The organism is Arthrobacter sp. ASL1, from assembly GCF_056680475.1.
In genome coordinates this window covers 1,146,780-1,171,867 of sequence record NZ_CM155284.1, presented here as the reverse complement: position 1 = coordinate 1,171,867, position 25,088 = coordinate 1,146,780, and the positions used below count along the sequence as shown (strand labels likewise).

Genomic DNA, 25,088 nt, shown 5'->3' with positions numbered 1-25,088 from the left:
ATGGGACCTTGCGCCCGATTCCCGGGAGCGACGACGACAGACGGTGGGAGAGCGGGCGATGGCCGAACGATACGTGAAGATCTGCGGCCTGCGCACGCCCGAGATGGTGGCCGCGGCCGTCGAGGCCCGGGCGGACGCCCTCGGGTTCATCTTCGCCCCGGGCAGCGCCCGCACCGTCGACGCGGACACCGTGCGCGGGCTGGTGGCCACGGTTCCCGACACCGTCGAGACCGTGGCCGTCTTCCGCAACCAGCCCCTCGCCGTCGTGCTGGAAACGGCCCGGGCGGCCGGGGTCACCACCGTGCAGCTGCACGGCGACGAATCGCTCGCGGACGTCCGGCAGGTGCAGGCCGCCGGGTTCCGCACCCTGCGGGCCTTTTCCGCGCAGGCATTCACCGCCTTGCCGGCGTCGGAGCGTGCCGCGTGGGCGGGGGAGCGGGTCCTGCTGGACGCCGTCGAACCCGGCGCCGGGCAGACGTTCGACGCCTCGGTGCTGGCGGATCGCACGCCTGGGGGATTCTGGCTGCTGGCCGGGGGGCTGAATCCGGGCAACGTCGGGGCGCTGCTGGGCGGATCCGGGGCGAGCGGCGCGGATGTCTCCAGCGGCGTCGAGTCGAGCCGGGGCGTCAAGGACGCGTCACTGATCCGCGACTTCATCCGGGCCGCACGCGCCGTCGACGCCTGAGGCCACGGCCCGGCGACAACTCCACCCCACGCGTTCTCTGGTGCCATGTCCCCGTGGTGGCTACGCTCGGGAGCGTCGAAGGAGGACCGATGAAACGCCTGCCCGGCTTGAACGTCATGGATCGCCTGGAGAACCTCTCCACCCTGGATCCGCTGGTCAACACCGTGCGGTCGATGGTCGACCGCGCCCTGCGCCCCCAAGCGCTACGCGACATGCTGCACGGCGTCCCGATCGGACACCCCGTGCACCCGCTGGCCGTGCAGGTCCCGCTCGGGGCCTGGGTCTCCGCCGGCGTCCTGGACCTGGTGCCCGGGATGGAGAAGCCGGCGAAACTACTCGTGGGCGTCGGCCTGCTGGGGGCGGCCCCGGCGGCGGTCGCCGGATATGCCGACTGGTCGAAACTGCACGAACAGCAGTTGCGCGTCGGCATCGTGCATTCGGGCTCGAATGTGCTGGCCACGGGGCTCTACGTGGCGTCGCTGGCCCAGCGGCTGCGCGGCAGGCACGGCTCCGGCAAGGCCCTGTCCTACGGTGGGCTGCTGCTCGCCGCGGCCGGCGGCTACCTCGGTGGGCATCTCGCCTACCGGCAGGCGGCCGGCGCCAACCACACCGAGGACGTACCCCACCGCTTCCCGGCCGGATGGCAGCCGTTGGGCCCGCTGGGGGACATCGAGGAGGGCACGCTCGGGCACCGGGTGGTCGGAGGAGTCCCCGTGCTGATCCACCGGCGCGGATCGCAGGTCGATGTCCTGGCCGACACCTGCAGCCACCTCTCGGCACCATTGCATGAAGGACGGGTGCTCGAGCACGGTTCATCAGGGTTCGGGCCCTGTGTCGAATGCCCCTGGCACCACAGCGTCTTCTCGCTCGCCACGGGAGAGGTCATCCACGGCCCGGCCACGGCGAACCAGCCGAAATTCCAGACACGCATGCACGACGACGTCGTGGAGATCATGCTTCCCGGAGCCGGCTGAGAGCCGCGGCCAATGTCTTGCCAAGAGGCCCGGCGGCGGACAGCCGCCGTCCGGGCCGCGGTCGGGCGGTGTCCAGCATCGGTGGCTACGGTGGAGGCTGGTTCCCCGAACCAGGCCACTGGGCCGCTGGACCTCCGGGCGACTCGCTCGGGCCTGCGGCTGCCGGCCACCCCGCACGGACGACGTGCCGGTGCCCACCCGCCCCCTCGGAAACCCAGGTGCCCATGAAGAAACTCACCCTCGGCCTCGCCGCCGACCCCGGATTGCCGCTCGCCATGGCCCGACGCCTCCAGGGCCGTCTCGCCCACGCGTTGGAAGAGCGGGTGGACGATGGGGTGGACTGGACGGTCGAGATCCGGGAAATCTCCCTGCCCATCGACGCCGATGGCGCGGTCGCCCTGAGCGCGAATTCCCAGGTGGTGCGTGACGAGAACGGCTGGGATTACATCATCTACGTCACCGACCTGCCCAAGTACGTGCGCGATGAGCCGTTGCTCTCGACCGTGAACACCGGCTATGGCTCCGCCATGGTGGTGCTGCCCTCCCTCGGGCTGGCGCGTCCGCGTCGATTGGCCCGGGTGATCGTCGGGTTGGCAGCGGCCCTGCATGAAGTGGGCCGGCCCAGCCCGGGTGGCGCTGCAAGGGAATCGCTGACCCGCAGGTTGGTTTCCATCGCGGACGAGCTCGACGACGCGCAATCGCACCATTCCGTCGAGACCGTCAAGGGGCCCTTCGGCCGGCTCGCCATGCAGGCCGGGATGGTGCGCAGCAACCAGCCCTTCCGGATGGTCCCCAAGCTGTCCGGGGCCATGGCGGCGGCCTCGGCGGCCGGTGCGTTCGGCATCTTCTACACGAATATCTGGTCCTTGGCCGACTATCTGAGCACCCCGCGCCTGTTGCTGGTCAGCCTGCTGTCCGTCACCGTGATGACGGGGTGGCTGATCGCCTCGCACGGGTTGCTGGAACGGCCGCAGGGAGCCAAATGGCGTGAGCGGCGGCTGACCTACAACACGGCGACGCTGCTGACGGTCCTGTTGGCCGTGGCCACGATGTTCCTGTTCCTGTTCGCCGTGATCCTGGTCGGCGCCCTGGTGGTGATCAGCGCGGAGTACATGACCGACCAGCTCGGCCACGCCGTGGGGCTCCCCGAATACCTGAACCTGGCGTGGTTGTCGGCCTCGATGGGCATCATTGCCGGCGCCGTGGGCTCCTCGCTCTCCGATGCCGATGCCGTCCGCAAGGCCACGTTCAGCAACCGTGAATACCAGCGCCGGCAAATCATCCTGGGCCACGGGTCGGACCCGGGCGGCCCCGCCTCCACGACGGTGGAGGCCGAAGCGGCCGCCGACACCGCCCAGCTGGCCGCCACTTCCGCCACCGCGGAAGCGGAAGCCAGCGCGCGGTCCGCCGAGGAGGCGGATCTCTCCGCGCGCGAGGCGGCCCGGGCCCAGGACGCGGCGGCGGATGAGCCGTCCCGGGACGGGGGCCACCGGTAACCGACGCCTCCACGCGGGGATCCACACGGCCCCTTGCCCGCCAAAACAAATTGCAGATAGTATGCAAATTGTTCCGGACGGTGTGGGGCACGTCACGACGTGGGGGTCGAACGTCGACCCACGGCCGCCGGAACACCACCTGGGACCGGACGGCCCGGGCGCGCCAACAGGACAGGACTTCACCGTGGACAACGGCATGGCCACCAGCGACTACTTCCGGCTCGACGAGGAACTCGGTTCCGACGAGATCGCCCTGCGCGATCGGGTCCGCGCCTTCGTGGACACGGACATCCTGCCGATCATCAACGACTACTGGGAACGCGCCGAATTCCCGCACCAGCTGCGCCCCGGCCTGGCGGAACTGGGCATCATCGGCGGCACCATCGCGGGCAACGGCTGCCCGGGGCTCAGCCGGCGGGCCATGGGCATCGTCTCGCGCGAGATCGCCCGCGGCGACGGCTCGGTCAACACCTACATCGGCGTGCACTCCTCACTGTGCATGGGCAGCATCGACATGCTCGGCAGCGACGAACAGCGCGTCCGCCTGCTCCCGGCGATGGCCACGCTGGAGCGCACCGGGGCCTTCGCCCTGACCGAACCGGAACACGGATCGGATTCCGTCGCCCTGGAAACCAGTGCCCGCCGCGACGGCGACGACTGGATCCTCACCGGGCACAAGCGCTGGATCGGCAACGGCGACGCCGCCGACGTCGTGGTGATCTTCGCCCGCGACGAGGCCGACGGCCACGTCAAGGGCTTCGTGATGGAAAAGGACGACGACGGCGCCCACCCCGCCGGGTACCGGCCCACCGTGATCACGGGGAAGATGGGCAAGCGGGCGATCCTGCAATCCGACATCGTCATCGAGGACCTGCGCATCCCCGAGGCCAACCGGCTGGCGAACTGCAACTCCTTCCACGACGTCTCGAAGGTGCTCACCGCGACCCGCGGAGGCGCCGCCTGGGAGGCCGTCGGCCACGCCATGGCCGCCTACGAGATCGCCGCCGCCTACGCCGCCGAACGCGTCCAGTTCGGCAAGCCCATCGCCAGCTTCCAGCTGGTGCAGAACAAGCTGGCGAACATGCTCTCCGAACTCACGGCCATGCAGCTGATGTGCAACCGCATGGCCGAACTCGCCGACACCGGACGCCTCACCGGCCCGATGGCCTCGATGGTCAAGATGTCCACCGCCCAGAAAGCCAAGTGGATCTGCAGCGAGGCCCGCGACATGCTCGCCGGCAACGGGGTGCTCATCGAACGCCATGTCGCCCGCCACCTGACCGACATGGATATCGTCAGCACCTACGAGGGCACCGATTCCATCCAATCGCTGCTCGTCGGCCGGGACATCACCGGCATCTCCGCGTTCAAGTAGACCGAACCGCCAGGTAGACCGCCCCGCCCCGGACCGAAGGAAGGCCCCCATGTCCACCACAGCACGCCCCGCCCCGCAGGCGGCCATCACGCTCCACGGGCCGGTCGCCCTCATCACCCTGACGGCACCGCCGGTCAACGCACTGGGCCAATCGGTCCGCCAGCTGCTGGCCAACGCCCTGGAGGAGATCCGCGTGCACCACGGCATCCGCGCCGTGGTGCTCACCGGCACCGACCGCGCGTTCTCCGCAGGTGCCGACATCACCGAATTCGGTGGCACCACCACCGGCATCACGCTGCCCGAACTCGTGGACCGGCTGGAGGACTTCCCGATCCCGGTGACCGCCGCCATCGCGGGTGTCGCGCTGGGCGGGGGGCTGGAGCTGGCGATGGCCGCCCATGCCCGCGTCGCCCACCCCGGCGCGACGCTGGGCCTGCCGGAAATCACGCTGGGCATCATCCCGGGCGCCGGCGGGACCGGACGGCTGCCGCGCCTGGTCGGTGCCGAGCGCGCGGTGGACATGATCCTCTCCGGTCGGCGCATCGATGCCGCCACGGCGGAAGACGACGGGCTCGTCGACGCGGTGCTCGACGGCGGCGACTTCATCCGTGCCGCCGTCGCCTGGGCCGCCTCCCGCCTCCCGTCGGCCGGCTCCGCCGTGCAGGCCCCGACCCGGACCCGGGACCGCACCGACAGGATCGCCGAGGCGGCAACACACCCCGGCGCCATCGTCGAACTGGCGGCCGGCCCGCTGCGCAAGGCCAAGGACCCCTACGCCGCACGCGCCGCCGTCGAGGCCATCACCGCCGGGATCGAGGACGGGTTCGACGCCGGGGCCGCCGCGGAGCGCCGCCTGTTCCTCGACCGCGTGGCCAGCCCCGAGGCAGTGGCCCAACGCCACCTCTTCGCCGCCGAGCGGGCCACCCGCAAACCCGCAGGACTCGACGCCACGTCCGCCCGCGAGGTCGGCCGGGCAGCGGTGATCGGTGCCGGCACCATGGGCGGCGGCATTGCCCTGGCGCTGGCCACCGCCGGCGTCCCGGTGACCGTCGTCGAAACGCAGCAGGAGGCCCTGGACCGCGGGCTGGCCCAGGTCCGCAAGAACCTGGACGTCTCCGTCTCCCACGGCAGCCGCACCCCCGAGCAGGCCGACCAGCAGTTCGCCCGCATCAGCGGAACCCTCGACTACGCGGATCTGGCCGATGTCGACCTGGTCATCGAGGCGGCCTTCGAGGACCTGGAGGTCAAGAAGGAGATCTTCGCCCGGCTCCAGGCCCACACCCGCGCCGACGCAGTGCTGGCCACGAACACCTCCTATCTCGACGTCGATGCGATCGCCGCGACCGTGGCCGATCCCGGACGGGTGCTGGGCATGCACTTCTTCAGCCCCGCCAACGTCATGGAACTGGTCGAGGTCGTCCGCGGCGGCCGGACGACACCGCAGACCCTGGCCACCGCCGTCGCCCTGGCCCGCCGGCTGGGCAAGTGCCCCGTCGTCGTCGGCGTCTGCCACGGCTTCGTCGGCAACCGGATGCTCGAGGTCCGCGGCCGGCAGGCCGAGGCCCTGCTGCTGGAGGGGGCGCTGCCCGGACAGGTCGACGAGGTGCTGACCGGTTTCGGTTTCCGCATGGGCCCCTTCGCGATGGCCGACATGGCGGGGCTGGACATCGGCTGGCGCAACCGCAAGTCCCAGGGGGCCGCCGCGCCGGTGTCCGACGCGCTCTGCGAAGCGGGCCGGTTCGGGCAGAAGACCGGTTCCGGGTTTTTCGCCTACGACGGGCGCGAACGCACCGATGACCCGGAAACCGCCCGGATCATCGAACGGGTCAGCGCCGAACAGGGGATCGAACGCCGCGACATCGGCACCGGGGAGATCCTGGAGCGGCTGCTCTACCCGATGGTCAACGAGGGCGGACGGATCCTTGCCGAGGGCATCGCCGAACGTCCCGGGGACATCGACGTCATCTGGGTCAAGGGCTACAACTGGCCCACCTACCGTGGGGGCCCGATGTGCTACGCCGACCAGGTCGGCCGCGCCCACATCGCCGAGCGGCTCGCCCGGTACGCCGAGGTCACGGGGGACCAGACCCTGCGCCCGGTCGCCTGGCTCACCGCGGCCGACGGCGTCGACGGGACCGGCACCACGCCATGAACGAGGTCGACGGGCGCAGCGCCCGCGCCGAACGCACCCGCTCGCTCATCGTCGATGCCCACCTGGCGCTGATCACCGACGGCGAGCTCAAGCCCACGGCCCGCCAGGTGACCGAGCGGGCCGGGGTATCGCCCCGGACCTTGTGGGGCCACTTCGCCGACATGGAGGCGGTCATGGCCGCCTCCGCCCGCCGCCAACTCGAAGGCCAGGACGCGGTGATCGAGCAGGTCGATGTCGGCCAGCCGCTGGATAGGCGCCTGTCCGCCTATGCCCACCAGCGCGCCACACTGCTCGAGTCCCTGGCCCCGCTGGCGCGCGCCGCCGACGTGCAGCGCCCGTTCTCCCCGGTGCTGCAGGCGAACCTGCGGGAGAACCTGGCCCGCATTCGCGCGGAGGCCCAACGCGTGTTCGCCCCCGAGCTGGAACGGTTGGATCCTGCGGTGCGGGAGCGGTCGCTGCAGGCGCTCGTCGTCGTCGCGGACTGGGCCAGCTGGCAGCTGCTGCGCCAGTACCTGGGCCACACCACCGCCGAAGCGGCGGACGTGCTGCGCACCGCCGTCGCCTCCATCATCACCGGGGGCACGCCCCCGGACGCCACGAACGGAGACCCCGCATGACCGCCTTGTCCCTGGCCGCGATCCTGGAGGGATCCGCCCGCAAATACCCCGACCACACCGCGGTGATCAGCGAGGGGGAGTCCTATACCTACGGCCAGCTCTGGCACCAGGCACTCGATCAGGCCACCGCGCTGCGCGATGCCGCGGTGGCCGCCGGCGATGTCGTGGGGATCATGAGCCCCAACGTGGTGGACTTCCCGCGCTCCTACTACGCGGTGCTCGCCACCGGCGCCGTCGTCGTGCCCGTGCATCTGCTGCTCACCATCGACGAGGTCGTGCACGTGCTGCGCGACAGCGGCGCCACGATGCTCATCTGCCACCCGTCATTCCTGGCCGTGGGTGGACCGGCGGCGGAGGAACTGGGCCTGCCGGTGCGCACCAGCAGCTGGCCGGAGGCCGCCGAACAGCAGGACGCCTCCGGCCCCGGGCCGCTGGGCACGTACGTGACGCGCCAGGCCGAGGACCCCGCCGTCGTCTTCTATACCTCCGGGACCACCGGCAAGCCCAAGGGCGCCATCCTCACCCACGTGAACATGGTCATGAACGCCACCGTCTCCGCCGTCGACGCGAACGACGTCCACCACGAGGACATCGCGCTGGGCTGCCTGCCGCTGTTCCACGTGTTCGGGCAGACCGCCAGCATGAACGCCGTCTTCCGCCTCGGAGCCACCCTGGTGTTGCTGCCGCGTTTTTCCGGGGAGGCGGCGCTCGAGCTGATCCGCGAGCGCCACGTGGATGTCTTCCACGGCGTGCCGACCATGTACATCCAGCTGCTCGCCGCCGTCGAGGGCCAGACCGACCTGCCGAAGCTGCGGCTCTGCGTCTCCGGCGGCGCGGCCCTGCCGCAGGCGGTGATGGAGCGCTTCAACGCGGCGTTCGACGTCACCATCTACGAGGGCTACGGCCTCTCGGAGACCTCCCCGGTGGTCTCCACCAACAACCCGCACTCCGGGGTGAAACCGGGAACGGTCGGCCCGGCGATCTGGGGCGTGGACGTGCTGGTCAACGACCGCAACACCCCCGGCTCGCTCTCCCCGCTCCCACACGGCGAACTCGGCGAGATCCTGGTGCGCGGCCACAACGTCTTCGCCGGCTACCTCGGCAACGAGGCCGCCACCGCCGAGGCGATGATCGACGGCTGGTTCCGCACCGGGGACCTGGGCACGCTGGACGACGACGGCTTCCTCACCATCGTGGACCGGACCAAGGACGTCATCATCCGCGGAGGCTACAACGTCTACCCGCGCGAGGTCGAGGAGGTCCTCATCCGCTGCCCGGGCATCGCACAGGTCGCGGTGATCGGCATCCCGGACGAGGAGCGCGGCGAGGAGGTCTGCGCCGTCGTCATCCGCGACACGGAGCACGACGGCGGTGGGGTCACCGAGGAGGGCATCATCGAGTGGGCGCGGGAGCGGCTCGCCAAGCACAAGTACCCGCGCATCGTCCGGTTCGTCGACGAGTTCCCGCTGGGTCCCAGCCACAAGATCCTCAAGCGCGAGCTGCGCCGGACCATCACGGTGGGGGAGTAGGGCCCGAAAAGGAGAAAGCCGACTCAGCAGCTGGTAGGGCAGCGCAGTGAGACTCGATCGAACCGCGACGGGGTGCGCGCCTCGGTGAATTCTGGACGTCTGCGAGGGCGGCTCAAGGTGGCGTTCCGTACCCTTCCCGTCCCGTGCCGCAGTCAGCTGTCTGTCTGCGCTGTCATCATGATCGACACCAGGATGCCTCGCAAGTCCGGACCGAGCCGGGCGACGGCGCGGGCCGGAGGGTTCTCACCAAAGAAGTCCGCGTATGCCTCGTTCATGCCCACGAAATCATCCGGTCGCGCGAGCAACACCGTCACCAGCGTGACGTCAGAAAGAGTGCTTCCGCCCGCGTGCAGGACGGCCTCGCAGTTGCGCAGTGCCTGCCGAGTCTGATCCTGGATTGACGGCCCGGCGGGCCCGCCGGTCGCTGGATCGACCCCGACCATTCCCGACACGTAGATCGCTGAACCTGCCCGGATACCCTGGCTGTACAGCGGGGAGCTTGGCGCATTCACCGTGCTGATGATCTGCCTGTTCATGGACCGGAGTATATGCCTGGAGCAGGCACAATCGAAGGGCCAGGTCGGTGGCCGCCGGCGGTGGCCGCCGTCGTTCTTCGTGAAGGTGACGCCGTGCGGTTTCAGCGTGGACCGGTGCTCCTTCGACTGCTGGGCGGTCTGCTGGTAGCCGCACATCGGCTTGATGTGCTGCCCGGGGCGCTGGAGTACCGCTCCGCCACCCGGCGCCGGTTCACCGGTCGGAGGAGGCAAGGTTGGCGCAGGCGACGAATCGGGGCGGGGAATGGTGGCTCACCGCAGCGCAGCGCGTGGCGACGCGGCCCGGCCCGAGGCCAGGCTCCCTCCGGCCGAGCCGATCCGTCTATCCCTTGGAATCAACCCTCGTCGTCGGGCTCGGCCGTTTCCGGGGCGTCCACCAGCAGCGCCGTACCCTCGTAGGGACCCAGCTGGACATGGAAGCTGTACAGGTCGTCCACGGTGCCGATGGCGTCCCCGGTGAAGGCGTCGACAACCGTCGACTCGGGTTCCAGTTCCTCCGAGCGGACGGTACCGGCGACCTCCTGGCCGGAGAAGTTCAATACGGTCACCTCCTGCCGCCCGGACTCCAGCTGGTGCACCATGACCAGCATGCCGCGATGTGAGACATCCGGGACGTCGAGCAGGGCGCTGCTGGGGATCCCGTGCTCCTCGCGCACCGCCAGGATGCGGGCCAGCTGGTGGGCAAAGGAGGACTCGTCCTCCAGCTGCTCGGCAAGTGTTCCGTAGAGCGCCTGGCCCGTCGGCATGCCAGAGGTGGATTCCTCCGCCTGCGGGTTGAAGCCCATGAGATCGTGGGCGCCACGGTGAATCCAGCGCGTATCCCCACGGGACAGGAGTTTCTCGACCTTCCCGCGTGCCAGCGGCAGCGCGCCGCACAGATCCCAGCCCGAGAGCGCGAAGACGCCGGGCTGCAGGGCGTTGTACATGGCCAGCAGCAGGTGCACCTTCCGGATCTCGTCCCGCTGCTCGGTGCTGATCGACTCCAGGTCGGTGATGCCCAGCACCGCGGTGATGACGCTGGCGGTGGTGCAGGCGATGCCGTTGGAGGTGAAGACCAGGTTGTAGGGGGCGGCCTCCCCGGTGATGCCGTCGCGCAGGGTCTGCTGCACGTGCGCGGCCAGATCCGCGCCAGTGAGTTCCCGGCCCTCGAGCTCGTAGAGGTCGTCCTTGTGGGCGCTGGCGAAGTGCACCAGCTCATAGGTCAGCTCGTCGTGGTTCTGCAGGGCATGCACCAAAGAGGCCTGGTCCACTCCGATCTGTTGGGCCAGGCGCAACGTCAGCCGCAGGAATTCGGTGTCTGCGGTCACCAGCGCGTGGTGGTAGGCCGGGCGGGTGACGAAGTCGTAGGAGAGGTCCGGGCCCGCCGCAGAGGTGGACTTGATGTCGTCAATGCCCAGGTTCAACTCCTGGAAGGTGAAACCCCCGACCTTGCGCACCATGCTGCCGATGATCTGGTTCGCCGCAGCCGACACGGGATGCCCCTCCGACCAGCCGGGGGTGTCCTCCTTGCTCTTCTCCACCCCCAGGAAGCCGTTGGCGTCCAGACGCAGGGCACCGGTGCCCAGGTCGACCAGCGAGTGCAGGGCGTCTCCCATGACCAGGCGCATCCCGGAGAACGTGGGGTCCAGCCAGTTGATGGAGGGCTGGCCCTCCTTGAAGTAATGCAGGTAGACCCACCGGCGGTAGGTTCCCTCGGTGTCCAACACCGGGGGAGTGGCACTCCAGTTCGTCTCCTTCACGCCCGGCTCGTAGAAGATGACACGCTGGAGTTCGCCGATGATGTAGCCGGCCTGCTGGAGGGCCCGTTCGGTGGCGACGTCGATGTTGACCGCATCGTGGCCCTCGGGGACGTCGGGGAGCAGATCCCAGTCCGCCTCGGGGATGTCGATCATGTGGTAGATCCCCGGGTAGTCGCGGAAGTTCATTTCGGCCAGCCGGAAGTCGGCACCCTTGCCCGTGTGGCCCGGGACGATGTCGTCCAGGATGGTGCCTTCATGTTCGGCCGCCGTGTCGCACATGGCACGGAATTCGTCCTCGGTCCCGAACAACGGGTCGATGGCCATGCTGATGCGGTCGAAGTGCCCGTCCACGCTGGGGGTATGATCCCAGCCGGTCACGCCGCCGGCGACCTTCACCGGCCCGATGTGGATGCCCTTGATGCCGATGCGCTGGAACGCCGTCCACAGATCGGCATCGCCCAGGGCGGCCAGGAAGGTCTGTCCTGGCCGGGTGACCAAGGACAGGGGATAGGCGGTGAACCAGACAGAGGCCTTCGCCACGGCGGCGCGGGGGTTTGGGTGGGCGTAGGCGTTCTGCCACATGCTCGCCTGCCCGGAGAGCTGGCGCGAGAGCGTCTTGGCGTCGCCAAGCATGGACTGGTTGCGCAGCCATTCGACGTACACCCGGTTTCGCGCATCGGGGGCGAAAGGTGGCCGGTCGGAGACGAAATGACGGCGCCGGGCCTTCGGCCGCAGCGTGCGGGGTCGGGCGGGGTAGAACTGCTCGTCGAAGCTGATGTCCGCCGGTTGGTCCGCCACTTCGGTGGCTGGCTGCGCATCGGCTGCGCCGGTGGTTGCGGAGGTGTCGGACTCGTATGGGGGAACCGAATCGTTCATGGGCTCGCTTCCTTGCAGCTGGACGGACCGGAACACGCGGACCGGAGTGCTTCCCACCCTGCCAGAGATGCCCACCCTTCCACTAGTCCCGGGGTCGGCGGGGAAGGCTACCGCGTGGCCCACTCGTTCTTCATCGGTGGCAATCCGACGCTGGGGGAGGACACGCCCCTGACTATCATCCGGGAGGACCGCAATGCCGAAGTCGTCGCGGCCGTCGGCGTATTCATGGAAGGCGTCGGCTCCTTAGGCTCGTGCCCTCTTGCGTTGGCTGGCCCTTGAGGTAACCACCGTTGTTGCCGGTAAGTAGCAAGATATTGCACCCAGTGTAGGATAAGAGTCAGTATTTCGATCGCAAGTGAGAAGGTTCAGTGCCGTGAAAGGCTATATTCCCGCCAAGACGCAGCGGGCTGCCGAGCGCATCGGCCGGCACTTCGCCGACTGGCGTAAACTCAATGGGCTCAAGGTGGCCGAGGTCGCCGAACGCGCCGGCGTCTCCATCAACACGATCCGCACTCTGGAAGGCGGCCAGGGCGGCACGTCCTTGCTGACCCTGCTCTCGGTCGCCCGCGTCCTGGGCATCGACGACCTGCTCGCCGAGGCGCTGGACCCCTACAACACCGAGCGCGGACGCGCCCGGGCCTCCGAGACGCTTCCGCAGCGGGTCCGGCGATGAGTGAGCCGATACAGGTCGACGTCGAGCTGGGTGCCGGGATGGTCCATGCCGCCGACCTCTACCCGCCCCGGCGTCCGGGCGGGGCCTTCATGTTCAGGTACACCACCGCCTACCTGGCCGAGGCCGGCGCCTACCCCTTCGCCCCGCAGCTGCCGCTGACCGGCGGCTCGTTCGCCGGCAGCACAGGCCTTCCCGGCCCGATGCAGGACGGTGCGCCGGACCGGTGGGGCCGCATGATCGTAGGCAGGCGGATCGGACGGAACCCCAACGAGGACGACCTGCTGCTCGGCGTGTCCGACCACACCCGCCAGGGTGGGCTGCGGTACCGTCGCGGCGAATCTGCCTACCAGCACCCGGACAACGACACCCCGCCACTGGTCGGCCTGGCCCAGCTGCAGGCCGCAGCGGACTCCGTGGCCGCTGACAACGACGACAACGAGGCCTACAAGCTGCTGCTGCAGATGGGTACCGATTCGCTCGGCGGTGCCCGCCCCAAGGCAGCCGTCACCAAGGGGGAGCAGCTATGGCTGGCCAAGTTCACCCACTCCACCGATGACTGGTCGGTCATCGAATGGGAAGCAGTCACCATGAAGCTGGCCGCGAGTGCCGGCATCGAGGTCCCCGAACACGAACTAGTCCACCTCGGATCCCGGGCAGTCCTGTTGACCCGCAGGTTCGACCGGTCGGGCACGGGCGGGCGCATCGGGTACATCTCGGCCATGACGTTCATGGGCAATCGGGACGGTGAATACCTGGACTACGTGGACATCGCCGGTGACATGGCCGGGTTCATCGACGGCGCGGATGCCCAGTTGCGCGAACTGTTCCGTCGCATCGCCTTCTCCCTGGCCGTCAACAACACCGATGACCACGGCCGAAACCACGGCTTCCTGTGGACGGGCACGGGATGGCGGCTCTCACCGGCCTTCGACGTGAACCCGAACCCGAACGTGGGTGCGCTCCGCTCCACGGGGATCAGCGGGGAACAGGTCCGCGTCCCAGGGCTCGCCGCGCTGAGGGCGTCGTCTGGTGCCTTCCGGCTGGACCGGCAGGAGGCGGAGGGGATCATCGCCGCGGTGGCGGAGGCCGTTTCGGGCTGGCGCGAGCTGGTGCCGGCTGGGATCGGGGAATCCCAACTCCGCGATTTCACGCCCGTCTTCGACTGGCTGCCGGAAGCCCTGGGCTAGCCGGGCCTAGCCGCCGCGGCGACCACGAGGTTGCCATGGAGCTCGCCGGGCGAGCTGACGTGCTGGTTGAGAAATTCAATCCCGGGGGGTAGACGGACTCGGGCTAGGTTATTCGGAACTCAGTTCCCACAACCTGGGTTGATCGACGGCTCGGAGTGCTTCGGCTCCGGTTCCTTGCGCGACTGGCCCGCGAAGGTCCAGCGACTGCTCGGGGTCCGCACCGTCATCGCCGGCAGCTTCGAGCGCATCCACCGTGGCAATCTGATCGGACTGGGGTTCCTGCCGCGCATGGTCCTGACAGTGCTGCGTGCCCGGCTCCAGCGCCTCGAGCCCGGCGACACGCTGGAAGTCGATGCCGACTCCGGCGCTGTGGCCCTGCGCGCCGACATCGCCGTCGTATTGGTCGCCCGTGACGGAACCCGCACGCCGTTCACCGCCCGCGCCGCGGTCGAAACCGAACTCGACGCCGAAGGTGCTCCGCGCCGGCGAGGTGATTCCGTCCCTATTGCGCACCACCATCGCCGCGGCCAGCGGTGGGCAGTAGCGCAGCAGGGATTCGGCCTGGCCCGGGACGCTCTCGGCTCCCGTGGGAGCGGGCGGGCCCTCTCGCCCGCGGCCATCAGCCGGGTCCCGGGAGGAGGTTGGCATGGTCGTGCGCATAGCGGCGGGCCCGCTTCAGCTGCCGAAGGTAGTAGGGAAGGTAGCCGAAGAACACCAGGAGCAGGAACGCCAGCAGCACGCCGGAGAACACGCGTCCCTCCGGGAGGCCCAAACCCTGCACTTGCTGCAGGCACAAGGCGGTGTAGAGCAGTGCGAAGTATGCCAGCTGGAAGGAGGAGGCGACCGGGAACGCCGCCGCGTACTTCGCGGCTGCCCGTTGCTCCTGCGCATCGAGCTCCTGGCTCTTGCCGGACAGGACTTCCTTGCCGATCTTCTTCGCCAGCCCGAAATCGCCGCTGGCTATCTCGCGGAGGTGCCGCAGCAGCGGATAAGCCACCACGAGCGCGGCCACCGCGGCAGCGAGGAACGCGAACTGCGCGGCGGCCAGGAGCGCCCTACCGATGCCGAATCCGTCGGCATCCAACGCGAGGAAAAGGGCGGGAAACCCCACCAGGCTCAGGACGAGGCCGGTGCCCCACGTCATCGCAATGATCCTGATCTTCCGGCGGATCTCCGCCCTGGTGACCGGCATCCAGCCGCGGTTCGGCGCTCCCTGCCGGTCGTCGTGCAATCGGAGGGGTGGGCCGATCACCCAGGCGGTGGCCGTCAGGGCCACGCAGGTCCCGACGGCGAGCGGGGGGATCCAGCCCGGGGCGCGGGCCAGGACCGCATAGAGGACGATGGCGATGGCCGCGAACACCTCGAGCAGAACGGTGACCAGGATGAAGCGATGGAAATACCGCCGGCCATCGGCCGACTCCTTGAAATTCCACTACGCCAGCATGGCGCCGAGGAGGACGGGACCGGCGACCAGGATCTGGATCGCGCCAGCGGCCAGCACCGACAGGCCCAGGGGCGCGTCGGGCGTTTGCGTGATGACCAGCAGGACGCCGCCGATGCACAGGCCGCTCAGCACGAGCACCGAGAGGATGAAAGCGAGTACCTTCATGGACGCGCCTTTCGGGCCGGACCGCGGTGATTGCCTGTGGCCACAGCCTAACCCTGCTCGCCTACGCACACACGACTGCGGAGTGGTCCAACCCCGCCCCTACCCGAATTCGGGCCAGCACCGAAAACGCGTTGCCTGCGCGCGTCACGTCCATCGACGTGGTCCACGGTGTTGGCGACCGGTTCCCAAGCCCACCAAGTTGGAGGGCGATGGCAACGGTGCCCCGGCCACCGTGGTGCTGGGAACAGGGCTGCGTCTCAGCGCAGCAACCCGGGCAGAAGTGAGTCGGGGCAACCCGCCCAACTTCTCGTTGCAGGCTACGCGGCGCCGGCCTCGTCGAGCTCGCTGAGGCGGGAGTTCTCATCGGCCAACCGGGTCCGGCGCACGCTCCAGCCGTGGGTCAGGACCACGAGCAGGCCCCCGGGAATCAGCCAGAGCGCCAGCTTCAGCAGGTCCATCCCGATGGGCTGGCCGCCGAAGTAGGTGATCGTCTGGACCGCGTGCAGCCAGGCCGCGCCGTTCCAGAACGCGCCCAGCCCCGCGAAGAGCCCCGGCTGGACCTCGGGGACGAGGATGCCCCCGGAACTGGTGAAGTTCAGTGCCACAAAGAGCAGCGTGAGCACCGGCGTCGTCCAGTGTTTGAGCATCGGGTGCAGGCCCATGCCCAGCAGCACGATGGCGCTGACGTACAGCCAGGAGATCAACCACGAACCCCAGATGCCGGCTTCGATGATGTGGTAGATCGGCCCGGCGATGACGATGCCGATCGTGGCGACGACGGCCCCCGCGCCGGCCGCGAGACCAAAGCGCGCGGGCAGGCGGAAGCGGCCCATGTGACCGGAGATCGGGATCGCGCTGGCGTAGCCGCCGATGCTCAGGGCCACCAGCAGGAAAAAGAGCCCCTGGCCCGTGCTGTCGTGTTCGCCCGCCGGCACGACGTCCTGGACCTGCAGAGGCAGGTGCGCCGCGTACGCGATCGGCATGAACACCTTCTGCGCGATGTTCGCCGTGGTTTCCGAGGCGGCGCTGGAGACGAACAACGTGGCCGAGGACTTCCCCGGGGCGTAGGCGGCGTAGATCTCGCGGTTCTCGATCAGCTGCCGCGCGGCGCCCGCCGTGGCGACGGTCCGCACGTCGAGGGCCTCGCCGGAGTCGTTCTTCAGGGTCTGCGCGAAGACCAGCGTCTCGGGTGACTGGCCGACGACGGCGACCGGCAGGTGGTGCGGCTCGGGCTGGTGGAACGCGCCGAGGTAGGCCAATCCCATCACCGTGGCGAGGAAGAAGGGGATGAGCATCGTCAGGCCGAGCGGCTTCCACACGTTCCCGGACCGCGGGCGGAGGGGCGGGGTCTGGCTGTGCCGGGGCTCGGGCTGGTCGATGATGTCGTCGGTGCTGGTGTGGGGGCGCTCGTACGCGGTCTGCAAGGTCATGTTGGTCCAAGAATACACTTATGTTGCATAATGCAACAAACTCGTGACGACGCCGGAACCCGTCCTGCCCATGCCTAGGATGGACTCATGGCCCCTCCCGACCGCGAAGCCGACATCCGCCAGACCTATGAGCAGATCCAGGAGCTCTCCCGCCGGATCACCGACCGGTCCCGGCGGTTGGGCGAGCCCCTGACCTTCGTCGAGCACTCGCTGCTGCGCTTCATCGCCGCCACCCCGGGAACGCGCGCCATCGACATCGCCACCGCCTTCTCGCTGAACCGCTCGACGGTCTCCCGCCAATTGGCCGCGCTGGCCGGCATGGGCCTCGTGGCCGAGCTGGAGCACGACGCCGGTGCCCCGGGTCGCGGGCGGATCCTCGCCCTGACGGGGGAGGGGGAGGCGAAACTGGCGCAGGCCGCAGCCGCGCAGCAGGAGAGCCTGCGCGAGCGCCTGACCGGATGGAGCGACGCGGAAGTCGGCTCCTTCGCCGCCGCGCTCGCCCGCTACAACCAGCCGGGCTGAGTCAGCCGGCGGCCACCACGCCTCCGTGGTGTCCCCACCAAATGGACCCCGCGTGATGAATCAGACGAAATCACCGCTGACCTGCATCATCGCCGCCGTGCAGTTCTAGACTGCACAGATGATCGACCTCGAACAGACCTACCGCGACCTGCACGAACACCCCGAACTCTCGTTCCAGGAACACCGGACGGCGGGGATCGTCGCCGGGCACCTGCGTCGGCTGGAGCTGGCGGTGCACGAGGGCATCGGAGGCACCGGCGTCGTCGGGGTCCTGGAAAACGGCGAGGGACCGACGGTTCTGCTGCGCGCGGACATGGACGGGTTGCCGGTGCTGGAGGAAACCGGCCTGCCCTACGCCAGCTTCGCGCGCGGCACCGATCCCGATGGCCGGGACGTCCCGGTCATGCACGCCTGCGGACACGATGTCCACGTCACTGCACTGCTCGGCGCCCTCGAACGGCTGGTGGGGGAGCGCGCGGACTGGAGCGGCACGCTCATCGCCCTCTTCCAACCCGCCGAGGAGCTCGGCGGCGGTGCCCGGGCGATGGTCGAGGACGGGTTGTTCCAGCGGGTGCCCACTCCCGACATCGTGCTGGGCCAACATGTGGCGCCGTTCCCGGCCGGCTGGGTGGGTGTGCACGCCGGGGTGGCCATGGCCTCCGCCGACTCACTGACCGTCACCCTGCACGGCGTCGGCGGGCACGGTTCGCGCCCCGAGGCCACCATCGACCCGGTCATGATGGCCGCCGCGACGACGCTGCGCCTGAACGCGATCGTCTCCCGCGAGCTCTCCGCCACCTCATCGGCGGTGCTGACCGTCGGACAGCTGCACGCCGGCACGAAGCACAACATCATCCCCGACCACGCCACCCTGGGCATCAGCCTGCGCGCCTTCGACGAGACCGTGCGCACCAGGATCCTCACGGCGATCGACCGTGTGGTCCGCGGCGAGGCCGCCACCTCCGGGGCAGTGCGGGAACCGGAGATCGTGCATGACGACCACTTCCCGGTGACCGTGAACGACGCCGATGCCACCGAGCGCACCCGGGTGGCACTGCGCGGGGCCTTCGGTGGGCAGCAGGTCATCGATCCGGGGCACGTCTCCGGCAGCGAGGACGTCGGCGTACTCGCCACCGCCGCCGGGGCGCGGCTGGTCTACTGGTTCCTCGGCGGTGCCGACCCGCAGCTCTTCGCTGGCGCCGCCGACCCGGTGGCGGTGGCCGCCGGGCTGCCGTCGAACCACTCGTCGCGGTTCGCCCCCGCCATCCAGCCGACCCTGGACCACGGGGTGGCCGCCCTGGTCGCTGCAGCCCGCGAATGGCTGGCGTAGGCCCGGCCCAAGGGCTACGCCGGGTGGTGTGAGGTGAGCTTGGCGTGGACGACGATGTTGTCCGCATGGCGCCCGATGCTCTTGTTGAACTTCCCGCCACAGGTGATCAGCCGCAGCTCCGAGCCGGCGGTGTTCCCGTAGGTGTCCATGCTGGAGAAGTCCGGCTTGGGAACCTGGACGATGCGGGTGACGGTGAACACGGCCACCTGGCCATCGGCCCGGGTGACGGAGATCTTGTCCTGCTTGCGCAGGTCGCCGAGCTTGAAGAAGACCGCGGGGCCTTCCTCTTTGATCGCGGTGACGTGTCCGAGAATGACGGCGGGTCCCTGCTCGCCGGGGGTGGGCCCGCGGTCATACCAGCCGGCCGGGGAATCCTTACCCAGCGGGGGGACGCCGATGCTGCCATCGGCCTGGAGCCCGACGTCCATGAGCGGGGTGTCGACGTCGATCGAGGGGATCGTCAGCCGGACGGGGTGGGATTCCTTCATGATCAGTTCCTTGGCCTTCGTCGGCCGTGGAGCTGGCTTGGAGGACTTCGGCGCGGCCTTCGTGCTGGATGGTGCCGCCGTGCTGGGGGCGGGCGAGGCCGCTTCGGGGGATGTGGTTGCCGCGATGGCCTCGGAGGCCGGCGGTGAAGGGGGAGGAGCCTCCCCCTTCACGCCAACTCCGACCAACACCGCTCCGACGAGTCCTGCCGTGACGATGACCGATATGGCGTACATACGGCCCTTGCCTTGCTTCCGTCCGACATGTCTCATCGGTTCGTTTCCTTTCTGGTGTTGGTGGTGGTGTGGTTAGTTCTGGCCGACCTGGCGGCGGCGGACCATGTAGACGCCGGCTCCGGCAGCGAGCAGGACCAGACCGCCACCCAGGGCGATCGTGCTGTTGTCCATGCCGGCAGTGCTACCGCCACCGGTTTCGGGGTTGCCGATCGGCATGTCCATCTGACCGGCGACCAACGTCCCGCACAGTGCCGGCGACGTGGCCGCCAGCGGCAGTTCGGGAACCAGGTTCGACTTGGCCGCTGCTGCCTTCTTGCTCAGCGTGGCCGGGTCCAACCCGTGGACGACGACGGTGCCGTTGCCGGCCTCGATCGCCTTGATGGTCTTGGCGTTCATCGTGAAGGTGCGCTCATAGGTGAAGTCGCCACCCATTCCCGCGACCTTCAGGTCCGTTGCCGTCGACGCGTCGGTGGCGCCCTTCGTGGACAGGGTGGTGCCGATCATGCCGTAGGAGGGCATGCCCTCCACGGTGTCGACGATCCCATCACCATTCTTGTCCGCCGCCGGCGTCGGGCAGACACCCTGCCCGCCGGTGGTGATGTGGACGTGCTGGACATGTGGATACGGCGCGTCCATGAACTTGTCGGCGAGTCCGCTGACCTTCTCAGTGACAGTGGCCTGGTCACCGTCGATGCTGACCATCACCGTCCCGGACCCGCCGCTGCCATTGAGTGCCTTGAGCTCCGTCTGGTACGAGTGCGTTCCCTCGTCCGCCGTCGCTCCCGCTGCCGTGGCAGCAAGCATCCCCAGTGCCATGACCGGTACGGCCATCATGTGTAGCTTTTTCATCGGTTCTTTCCTTCCTCGGTGGTGCCGTCCCTGGTGGGCGGCACGTGAGTTCGTGAATCAGAACTGTGTTGCAACTCACGTTCGGAGCCAGGTGCCGCTGCGGATTGGACACAAGGCAAACTTTTTTTGGACAGGATTTCCAGCCGCTGTTCTCCGGCCAGCTGGCATCCAACTGATGGTGTGCGTAGAAACGGGCATTCCCAGGGAGGCAGAGGCACGCGCCGCGTCCCGCGTCGATCCCCGGCAGGCTATTCGCCGCTTCCCGGGATGGCCGGACTTGCGCGGTCGGGAGCGGTACATCTCTGGCGGTAGCGGCTCAGGACCAGGGAGAGGACCCAGCGCATTTCCGTTCCGGGCGCCGGCGCGGTACTGCGGATCGTCCGCCATGCGTCCAGGTAGGCGCCGTAGAGCAACTTCTCGGCTTCCTCGCTGCGACCGAGCAGTGCACGGGCCAATCCATAGGAGCAGCCGCAGGTCAGGTCGTAGAACTCGTCCATGGCCCGGAGCTCGCCCCGGGCCAGGCGCCAGCTGAGCGCGGTCAGCACGTCCTGGTGGGACCTTTCCGCGGCAGGATCCGACGCCGCATGGCGGCCGGCCGTGCCTGTCCGCGCTGGTCCCTTCTCAGGAAACCCTCCGTGTGCCAAGTCATCCCCTCCCCGATGGTGGCTGCGTGCGTTCGCGACTGCAACTCGTCCAGAGTTACACGACTCGTTCACGGTGTATACGTTTTTTGCCACCACCCAGGTGGGCCCGTTGCAAGGATTCGTGATGGCGGGGAGCCGACCCGGAAAGACCCGGCTTCAGCTGCCTTTTCGAGCCGATCGGATCCGGATCCCGACGACGACGATGCCGCCAACGACAGCGATCAACAGGACCATGGATACCACCACGCCTGTGGGGAAGGTCGTGGCCTCCGTGTCGGAGACGGAGGCAGCGGGCCGACCCGTCGCGGATGCGGTCTGCGAGGCAGTTGGCGCTGCCGCAGCCGGTGCCGTTGCCGTCACCGGTGCCGCCGCTGTTGCAGTCGCCGTCGGGGCGGCTGCGTTGCCCGCCGTCGCGGTGAACTGAAAAGTCCCCTCGATCGGGTGTGAGTCCGCAGAGACCACGCGCCAGGTCACCGTGTACACACCGCTGGGGGCGTCGGGACCGACGGCTTGGCTGGCAACCCTGTCGACGATTTCGACTTTGCCGGTCGCCCAGTTCTTGCCATCGGAGTCCACGACGGTCACTTTGGACCCCAGTTCGAGGGGCGGTTCGGAGAAGCTGAGCTTGACGGACGCGGGCACCTTGGCCACGGTCTGTCCGTCCTGTGGATTCGATCCTGATAGCGAATCATGGGCTGAAGCGGCGGAGACCGGGACGGTGAGCACGCACAGCGCCACTGCCAGAGTTGCCAACGAACGGCGGATGGAATCCGTAATGGTGGTGGGTCGCACAGCGTTTTCTCCTCGTTGAGAACTTCTCTTCTGCCCAGGGCACTCACCTCCTGTTCGTTGCCGAAGCCCATATGGATGGGAAGCCGGCCGCATTGATTTCGGGCAGTCGCCATCGAAGATCGTGTTGGATCTCATGTGCGTCGGTGGCAGGCGCCGGTGGCATCAGCTCCGCTGCGGTGGCCATCGACCGCCGGGGCTCGACGTCAGCGGATGGAACGGACCAGCGGTTCCGAAGAAATCAACGGTCCGCCCCCGGCGCGGATAGTTTCGCCGCAGAGCCCGCGCCCAACGTCGTCTCCATCAACGAATTCGTCGTATCGCATCGAGATTCCGGCGCCCATGCCGCAGTCGGTGCCGAATAGGAGGCGTGGCCCGTGAGCGACCGAGGTGGAGTGGTTTCCGTAGCGGCACCACTTCACCTCGGTCGCTCATGCTGGCCTGGACTCGGACTCTGTCTTCACAACGGCCCACTCAGAACGCCATTGCTGGGCGACTACGCCCGGACTGGGCGCCGGTCTCCCCGGGTGAGGAGCAGGGCAAGTGCGACCATGCCCACGCCCAGAACGAGGTGCAGCCAGTTATCGGCGTTGTTGAGCGGGACGAAGTTTGCCATGCTCTCCTGCCCGACCACCAGTCCGTAGATCCACAGGACAAGGTAAATCACACCGCCCCAGAGCAGGTAGCTGCGTGCCGCGCCGCGTGTCCGCGCCATGGTGAGGCCGGCTACGCCGAACAGGAGGTGCACGACATTGTGCAGGATCGAGACCTGGAAAATGCCGAGTAACAGAGCCGATGAGTGGTGGCCGGCGAAGCCGAGCTGGTCGTAATTGGAGGTGACCCCGGGGATAAAGCCGAGAATCCCGACCAGCAAGAAGACGGCGCCAACAACCATGGCGGTCATCTGAACTGGTGTGCGTGCACTTGTTGTTGCTGCGTTGACCATGATGTTTCCTTTCCTGGATGCGTGTGGTTCGGGTCGTGGCGTTTTCTGCATCCCCAGCCGTCGACTCGTCGTACCCATATACTCGCCCTCTCCGACCTTTTACGGAACACATAATGTGATTCGATAGCCAGTCAATGTGGGCGTGACGTGCCCCTTGGAGTGATCCTGACCGATCCGCGGGGCATTCCATCGCGTCTGAGGGACCTCTCGTCAAGCTGCCCCACGCCACGGCCGGAGTGGTCAGTTGGCGCCGCGGGACCGCCGGCAACTGGGCGAAGGGGCGGGCACCGCCTACATGTTGGGCATCGGGGGCATGGTGCGGCCCAGGGCGACGGCCACCGCGATCGTGGCGCCCATGACCAGGATCTCGATGCACACCAGCCGGAACAATGGCGCGGACGGCGCCGGGCCCGTTCGGGTGGCGGAGGCGATCCACCGGCGGTGCCGATAGCCGATGGCGCCCAAGCCCAGGATCGCCACGGTCTTCAGCACGAGAAGGACCCCGTAGGGGGTGGCGACGGCCTCGAAGGAGCCCAGACGCAACACCGCCGTGGCGACCCCGGAAACAAAGACGGCGACATAGGCCGCACCGGCCAACAAGGAAAAGCGCCGGAAGACCCGCAGCCCCGTCTCCGAGAGGCCACCCCCGCCCGAACGCAGCAGGTCCGCGAGCAGACCCAGCACGATCACCCCGCCCACCCATGCGGCAACCCCGAGGACGTGGACTGCCAGGAGTCCGGCGGCAGCCCACGGCACCTGTGCCGACAGGGCATGGCCGTCCAAGGACAGCGGCACCACGGCGGACGCGGTCACGAGGGCTGCCAGTCGAAACGCGGTGCGGCCCGGCCGCACCCACAGCACGACCAGGGCGACGACCGCCAGGGCGACGACGGCGAGCCGGGCCCGCCCCGGCGCCGTGCCCCAGGCATACGTCACGAATTCGCCGGCATAGGCGGCCTCGGCGGACAGCGGCTGCCCGATCGTGTCGGCAAAGCAGAATGCCAGCACCGCCGCCGCGGAAAGGGCCCAGATGGTTGCTGCCCGCCGGGCGATGGCAGCCAGCCGGCCGTACACCCGGGAGCCGTCGGTGGAGTCCGGCACAATCCCCAGCATGAAGGCCAGGGCTGCCAGGACGACGGACATCGACAAGTGGTGGATGGTCGTCGCTGCGGGAAGCCCCCAGCGGACCAGGGGGCCGGGATCGCCGAGGATCCGGGGCTGTGCGGAACCGGAGATCCCCAGGGCCGCGACCAGGGCGACGGCGGTGACCATGATCGCCGCCCCGGCCCACCGGGCGCGACGACCGAACCGTACGCGCTGCGGGGACGTGGTCGTCATGGGAGGCCGCCTTCCGCGGGTCATCACGTGTTTCATACCACATTCGGAACGGAGGCGGGGTGTGGATTGGATGGCGGGCCACATGCTGGGCTGGGAGAGGGCATGATGGTGGACAGCCAACCCACGACGTGGGTGCCGGTTGCCGGGCAGGACAGGGAGAGGGACACATGACGGTCGTGATCGCGGGATGCGGGGACGTGGGCACGGAAGCGGGCCTGCGGTTTGCAGCGCTCGGGCACCGGGTCATCGGGTGGCGCCGTTCCCCGGGGAGGCTTCCCGAAGCCATCGAGGGGGTGGCCGCCGACCTCGCCGGCGAATTGCCCGGCCTCCCGGCCGACACGGACATCGTGGTCTTCGCGCCCTCGGCGGGGGAGCGCAGCGTCGAGGCGTACCGGCGGGTCTACCTGGATGGCCTGGCCAACGTCCTGGACGCGCTCGACCGCGACGCCGTCACGCCGTCGCGCATCATCCTGGTCTCCTCGACGGCCGTGTATGCGGACGCCGACGGCGGGTGGATGGATGAGTCCACGCCCGCCGATCCGCCCACGGGGACCTCGGCCGTGCTGCGTGAGGCCGAGCTGTTGCTGACGGCCCGCGCGCCGAGGGGAATCGTCCTGCGCCTGTCGGGGATCTACGGACCCGGCAGGACCTGGCTGATCGACAAGGTCCGGAACGGCGCCACCGGTGACGGGTCACCGCGCTTCACCAACCGCATCCACCGCGACGATGCCGCCGCTGCCATCGTGCACCTGGCCACCGCGGTCACTGATCCGGCCCCGGTCTACCTCGGCGTCGATGAGGAGCCGGCCACCAGCACCGAGGTGTTCGCCCATCTGGCCCGGCGGCTGGGCGTCGGCTACGACCCCGGCCCGGTGGCCATGGAACCACCCGCCGGCAAGCGCCTGCGCGGGGACCTGCTGCGCTCCACCGGCCTCACGTTCGCCTATCCGACCTACCGCGAGGGCTATGCAGCCATCCTCGCCGGCGAGGGGACACGGCACCGGTGACGCACAGCAGGGCCGGCCCGAACGGGCCGACCCTGTCAGTGGTGG

Annotated in this window: 25 protein-coding genes and 1 pseudogene; 15 read left to right on the top strand and 11 right to left on the bottom strand. The window is 68.9% G+C overall.

Translation table 11 applies throughout. From position 1 onward, the window contains the following. Window positions 1-58: 58 nt before the first annotated feature. The 7 genes from AC1MEQ_RS05580 (at window position 59) to AC1MEQ_RS05550 (ending at window position 8,828) form a co-directional block, all read left to right on the top strand. The gene (locus AC1MEQ_RS05580) at window positions 59-685 is read left to right on the top strand and encodes a phosphoribosylanthranilate isomerase (RefSeq protein ID WP_479794713.1); all 627 of its coding nucleotides are present in this window, start codon (window positions 59-61) and stop codon (window positions 683-685) included. 89 nt (window positions 686-774) lie between these two features. Then, on the top strand, window positions 775-1,659 hold the full coding sequence (locus tag AC1MEQ_RS05575) for a Rieske (2Fe-2S) protein (protein WP_479794711.1): 885 nt from the start codon (window positions 775-777) through the stop codon (window positions 1,657-1,659). Window positions 1,660-1,883: 224 nt separating this feature from the next. Further along, window positions 1,884-3,155 carry a hypothetical protein gene (locus AC1MEQ_RS05570; RefSeq protein WP_479794710.1) on the top strand — a complete coding sequence of 424 codons (1,272 nt, stop codon included), beginning with the start codon at window positions 1,884-1,886 and terminating at the stop codon, window positions 3,153-3,155. A gap of 184 nt (window positions 3,156-3,339) precedes the next feature. After that, on the top strand, window positions 3,340-4,530 hold the full coding sequence (locus tag AC1MEQ_RS05565) for an acyl-CoA dehydrogenase family protein (protein ID WP_479794708.1): 1,191 nt from the start codon (window positions 3,340-3,342) through the stop codon (window positions 4,528-4,530). Between the two features lie 49 nt (window positions 4,531-4,579). Next, on the top strand, window positions 4,580-6,682 hold the full coding sequence (locus tag AC1MEQ_RS05560) for a 3-hydroxyacyl-CoA dehydrogenase NAD-binding domain-containing protein (protein WP_479794706.1): 2,103 nt from the start codon (window positions 4,580-4,582) through the stop codon (window positions 6,680-6,682). Further along, window positions 6,679-7,299, top strand: a complete 621-nt coding sequence (locus AC1MEQ_RS05555; protein ID WP_479794704.1) for a TetR/AcrR family transcriptional regulator — start codon at window positions 6,679-6,681, stop codon at window positions 7,297-7,299. The genes AC1MEQ_RS05560 and AC1MEQ_RS05555 overlap by 4 nt, the downstream gene beginning before the upstream one ends. Then, window positions 7,296-8,828: a long-chain-fatty-acid--CoA ligase gene (locus tag AC1MEQ_RS05550; protein ID WP_479794702.1), complete on the top strand. Its 1,533-nt coding sequence runs from the start codon at window positions 7,296-7,298 to the stop codon at window positions 8,826-8,828. Before AC1MEQ_RS05555 ends, AC1MEQ_RS05550 begins: the two co-directional genes overlap by 4 nt. 152 nt (window positions 8,829-8,980) lie before the next feature. Here the strand turns inward: AC1MEQ_RS05550 and AC1MEQ_RS05545 are convergent, their stop codons facing one another. Further along, the gene (locus tag AC1MEQ_RS05545; RefSeq protein ID WP_479794700.1) at window positions 8,981-9,364 is read right to left on the bottom strand and encodes a RidA family protein; all 384 of its coding nucleotides are present in this window, start codon (window positions 9,362-9,364) and stop codon (window positions 8,981-8,983) included. 353 nt (window positions 9,365-9,717) lie between these two features. Next, complete coding sequence (gene treS, locus AC1MEQ_RS05540; RefSeq protein WP_479794698.1) at window positions 9,718-11,997, bottom strand: maltose alpha-D-glucosyltransferase; 2,280 nt, start codon at window positions 11,995-11,997, stop codon at window positions 9,718-9,720. 114 nt (window positions 11,998-12,111) lie between these two features. Here treS and AC1MEQ_RS05535 point away from each other — a divergent pair, with 114 nt between their 5' ends. The 4 genes and pseudogenes from AC1MEQ_RS05535 to AC1MEQ_RS05520 form a co-directional block, all read left to right on the top strand. Beyond that, window positions 12,112-12,276 carry a hypothetical protein gene (locus AC1MEQ_RS05535; protein ID WP_479794696.1) on the top strand — a complete coding sequence of 55 codons (165 nt, stop codon included), beginning with the start codon at window positions 12,112-12,114 and terminating at the stop codon, window positions 12,274-12,276. 94 nt (window positions 12,277-12,370) lie between these two features. Further along, window positions 12,371-12,670, top strand: coding sequence for a helix-turn-helix domain-containing protein (locus tag AC1MEQ_RS05530; protein ID WP_479794694.1), 300 nt, complete (start codon window positions 12,371-12,373; stop codon window positions 12,668-12,670). Further along, window positions 12,667-13,857 carry a type II toxin-antitoxin system HipA family toxin gene (locus AC1MEQ_RS05525; RefSeq protein WP_479794692.1) on the top strand — a complete coding sequence of 397 codons (1,191 nt, stop codon included), beginning with the start codon at window positions 12,667-12,669 and terminating at the stop codon, window positions 13,855-13,857. Before AC1MEQ_RS05530 ends, AC1MEQ_RS05525 begins: the two co-directional genes overlap by 4 nt. 30 nt (window positions 13,858-13,887) lie before the next feature. Continuing rightward, window positions 13,888-14,082 (top strand): annotated as a pseudogene (locus AC1MEQ_RS05520) (hypothetical protein); the annotation flags it as partial. Window positions 14,083-14,476: 394 nt separating this feature from the next. On the opposite strand, the gene AC1MEQ_RS05515 reads toward AC1MEQ_RS05520, so the two are convergent. The 3 genes from AC1MEQ_RS05515 to AC1MEQ_RS05505 form a co-directional block, all read right to left on the bottom strand. Next, the gene (locus AC1MEQ_RS05515; RefSeq protein ID WP_479794690.1) at window positions 14,477-15,217 is read right to left on the bottom strand and encodes a hypothetical protein; all 741 of its coding nucleotides are present in this window, start codon (window positions 15,215-15,217) and stop codon (window positions 14,477-14,479) included. Between the two features lie 72 nt (window positions 15,218-15,289). After that, window positions 15,290-15,466 (bottom strand): hypothetical protein, encoded by a 177-nt coding sequence (locus AC1MEQ_RS05510; protein ID WP_479794689.1) that lies wholly within the window; start codon window positions 15,464-15,466, stop codon window positions 15,290-15,292. Window positions 15,467-15,783: 317 nt separating this feature from the next. Next, on the bottom strand, window positions 15,784-16,896 hold the full coding sequence (locus AC1MEQ_RS05505; RefSeq protein ID WP_479794687.1) for a YhgE/Pip domain-containing protein: 1,113 nt from the start codon (window positions 16,894-16,896) through the stop codon (window positions 15,784-15,786). 87 nt (window positions 16,897-16,983) lie between these two features. Between AC1MEQ_RS05505 and AC1MEQ_RS05500 the strand changes: the two genes are divergently transcribed. Then, window positions 16,984-17,418, top strand: a complete 435-nt coding sequence (locus tag AC1MEQ_RS05500; protein WP_479794685.1) for a MarR family winged helix-turn-helix transcriptional regulator — start codon at window positions 16,984-16,986, stop codon at window positions 17,416-17,418. Window positions 17,419-17,536: 118 nt separating this feature from the next. Continuing rightward, window positions 17,537-18,748: an amidohydrolase gene (locus AC1MEQ_RS05495; protein ID WP_479794683.1), complete on the top strand. Its 1,212-nt coding sequence runs from the start codon at window positions 17,537-17,539 to the stop codon at window positions 18,746-18,748. Between the two features lie 14 nt (window positions 18,749-18,762). Here AC1MEQ_RS05495 and AC1MEQ_RS05490 read toward each other — a convergent pair whose 3' ends face one another. From AC1MEQ_RS05490 to AC1MEQ_RS05475, 4 genes are all read right to left on the bottom strand, one after another. Continuing rightward, complete coding sequence (locus tag AC1MEQ_RS05490; protein WP_479794681.1) at window positions 18,763-19,470, bottom strand: class F sortase; 708 nt, start codon at window positions 19,468-19,470, stop codon at window positions 18,763-18,765. A 72-nt stretch (window positions 19,471-19,542) separates the two neighbouring features. Next, window positions 19,543-20,319 (bottom strand): hypothetical protein, encoded by a 777-nt coding sequence (locus AC1MEQ_RS05485; RefSeq protein ID WP_479794679.1) that lies wholly within the window; start codon window positions 20,317-20,319, stop codon window positions 19,543-19,545. Between the two features lie 248 nt (window positions 20,320-20,567). Continuing rightward, the gene (locus AC1MEQ_RS05480) at window positions 20,568-20,864 is read right to left on the bottom strand and encodes a sigma-70 family RNA polymerase sigma factor (protein ID WP_479794677.1); all 297 of its coding nucleotides are present in this window, start codon (window positions 20,862-20,864) and stop codon (window positions 20,568-20,570) included. A 255-nt stretch (window positions 20,865-21,119) separates the two neighbouring features. Continuing rightward, the gene (locus AC1MEQ_RS05475; protein ID WP_479794675.1) at window positions 21,120-21,755 is read right to left on the bottom strand and encodes a copper resistance CopC family protein; all 636 of its coding nucleotides are present in this window, start codon (window positions 21,753-21,755) and stop codon (window positions 21,120-21,122) included. Window positions 21,756-21,898: 143 nt separating this feature from the next. Here AC1MEQ_RS05475 and AC1MEQ_RS05470 point away from each other — a divergent pair, with 143 nt between their 5' ends. Continuing rightward, a complete protein-coding gene (locus AC1MEQ_RS05470) occupies window positions 21,899-22,117 on the top strand; it encodes a hypothetical protein (protein ID WP_479794673.1) in 219 nt (72 codons plus the stop codon). Between the two features lie 131 nt (window positions 22,118-22,248). Here AC1MEQ_RS05470 and AC1MEQ_RS05465 read toward each other — a convergent pair whose 3' ends face one another. Together AC1MEQ_RS05465 and AC1MEQ_RS05460 are read right to left on the bottom strand one after the other, a co-directional pair. After that, window positions 22,249-22,698 carry a DUF4383 domain-containing protein gene (locus AC1MEQ_RS05465; protein ID WP_479794671.1) on the bottom strand — a complete coding sequence of 150 codons (450 nt, stop codon included), beginning with the start codon at window positions 22,696-22,698 and terminating at the stop codon, window positions 22,249-22,251. A gap of 291 nt (window positions 22,699-22,989) precedes the next feature. Then, window positions 22,990-24,036, bottom strand: coding sequence for a copper resistance D family protein (locus AC1MEQ_RS05460; protein ID WP_479794669.1), 1,047 nt, complete (start codon window positions 24,034-24,036; stop codon window positions 22,990-22,992). A 167-nt stretch (window positions 24,037-24,203) separates the two neighbouring features. Here AC1MEQ_RS05460 and AC1MEQ_RS05455 point away from each other — a divergent pair, with 167 nt between their 5' ends. Next, window positions 24,204-25,043 carry an NAD-dependent epimerase/dehydratase family protein gene (locus tag AC1MEQ_RS05455; protein WP_479794667.1) on the top strand — a complete coding sequence of 280 codons (840 nt, stop codon included), beginning with the start codon at window positions 24,204-24,206 and terminating at the stop codon, window positions 25,041-25,043. The last annotated feature ends 45 nt before the right edge of the window (window positions 25,044-25,088 follow it).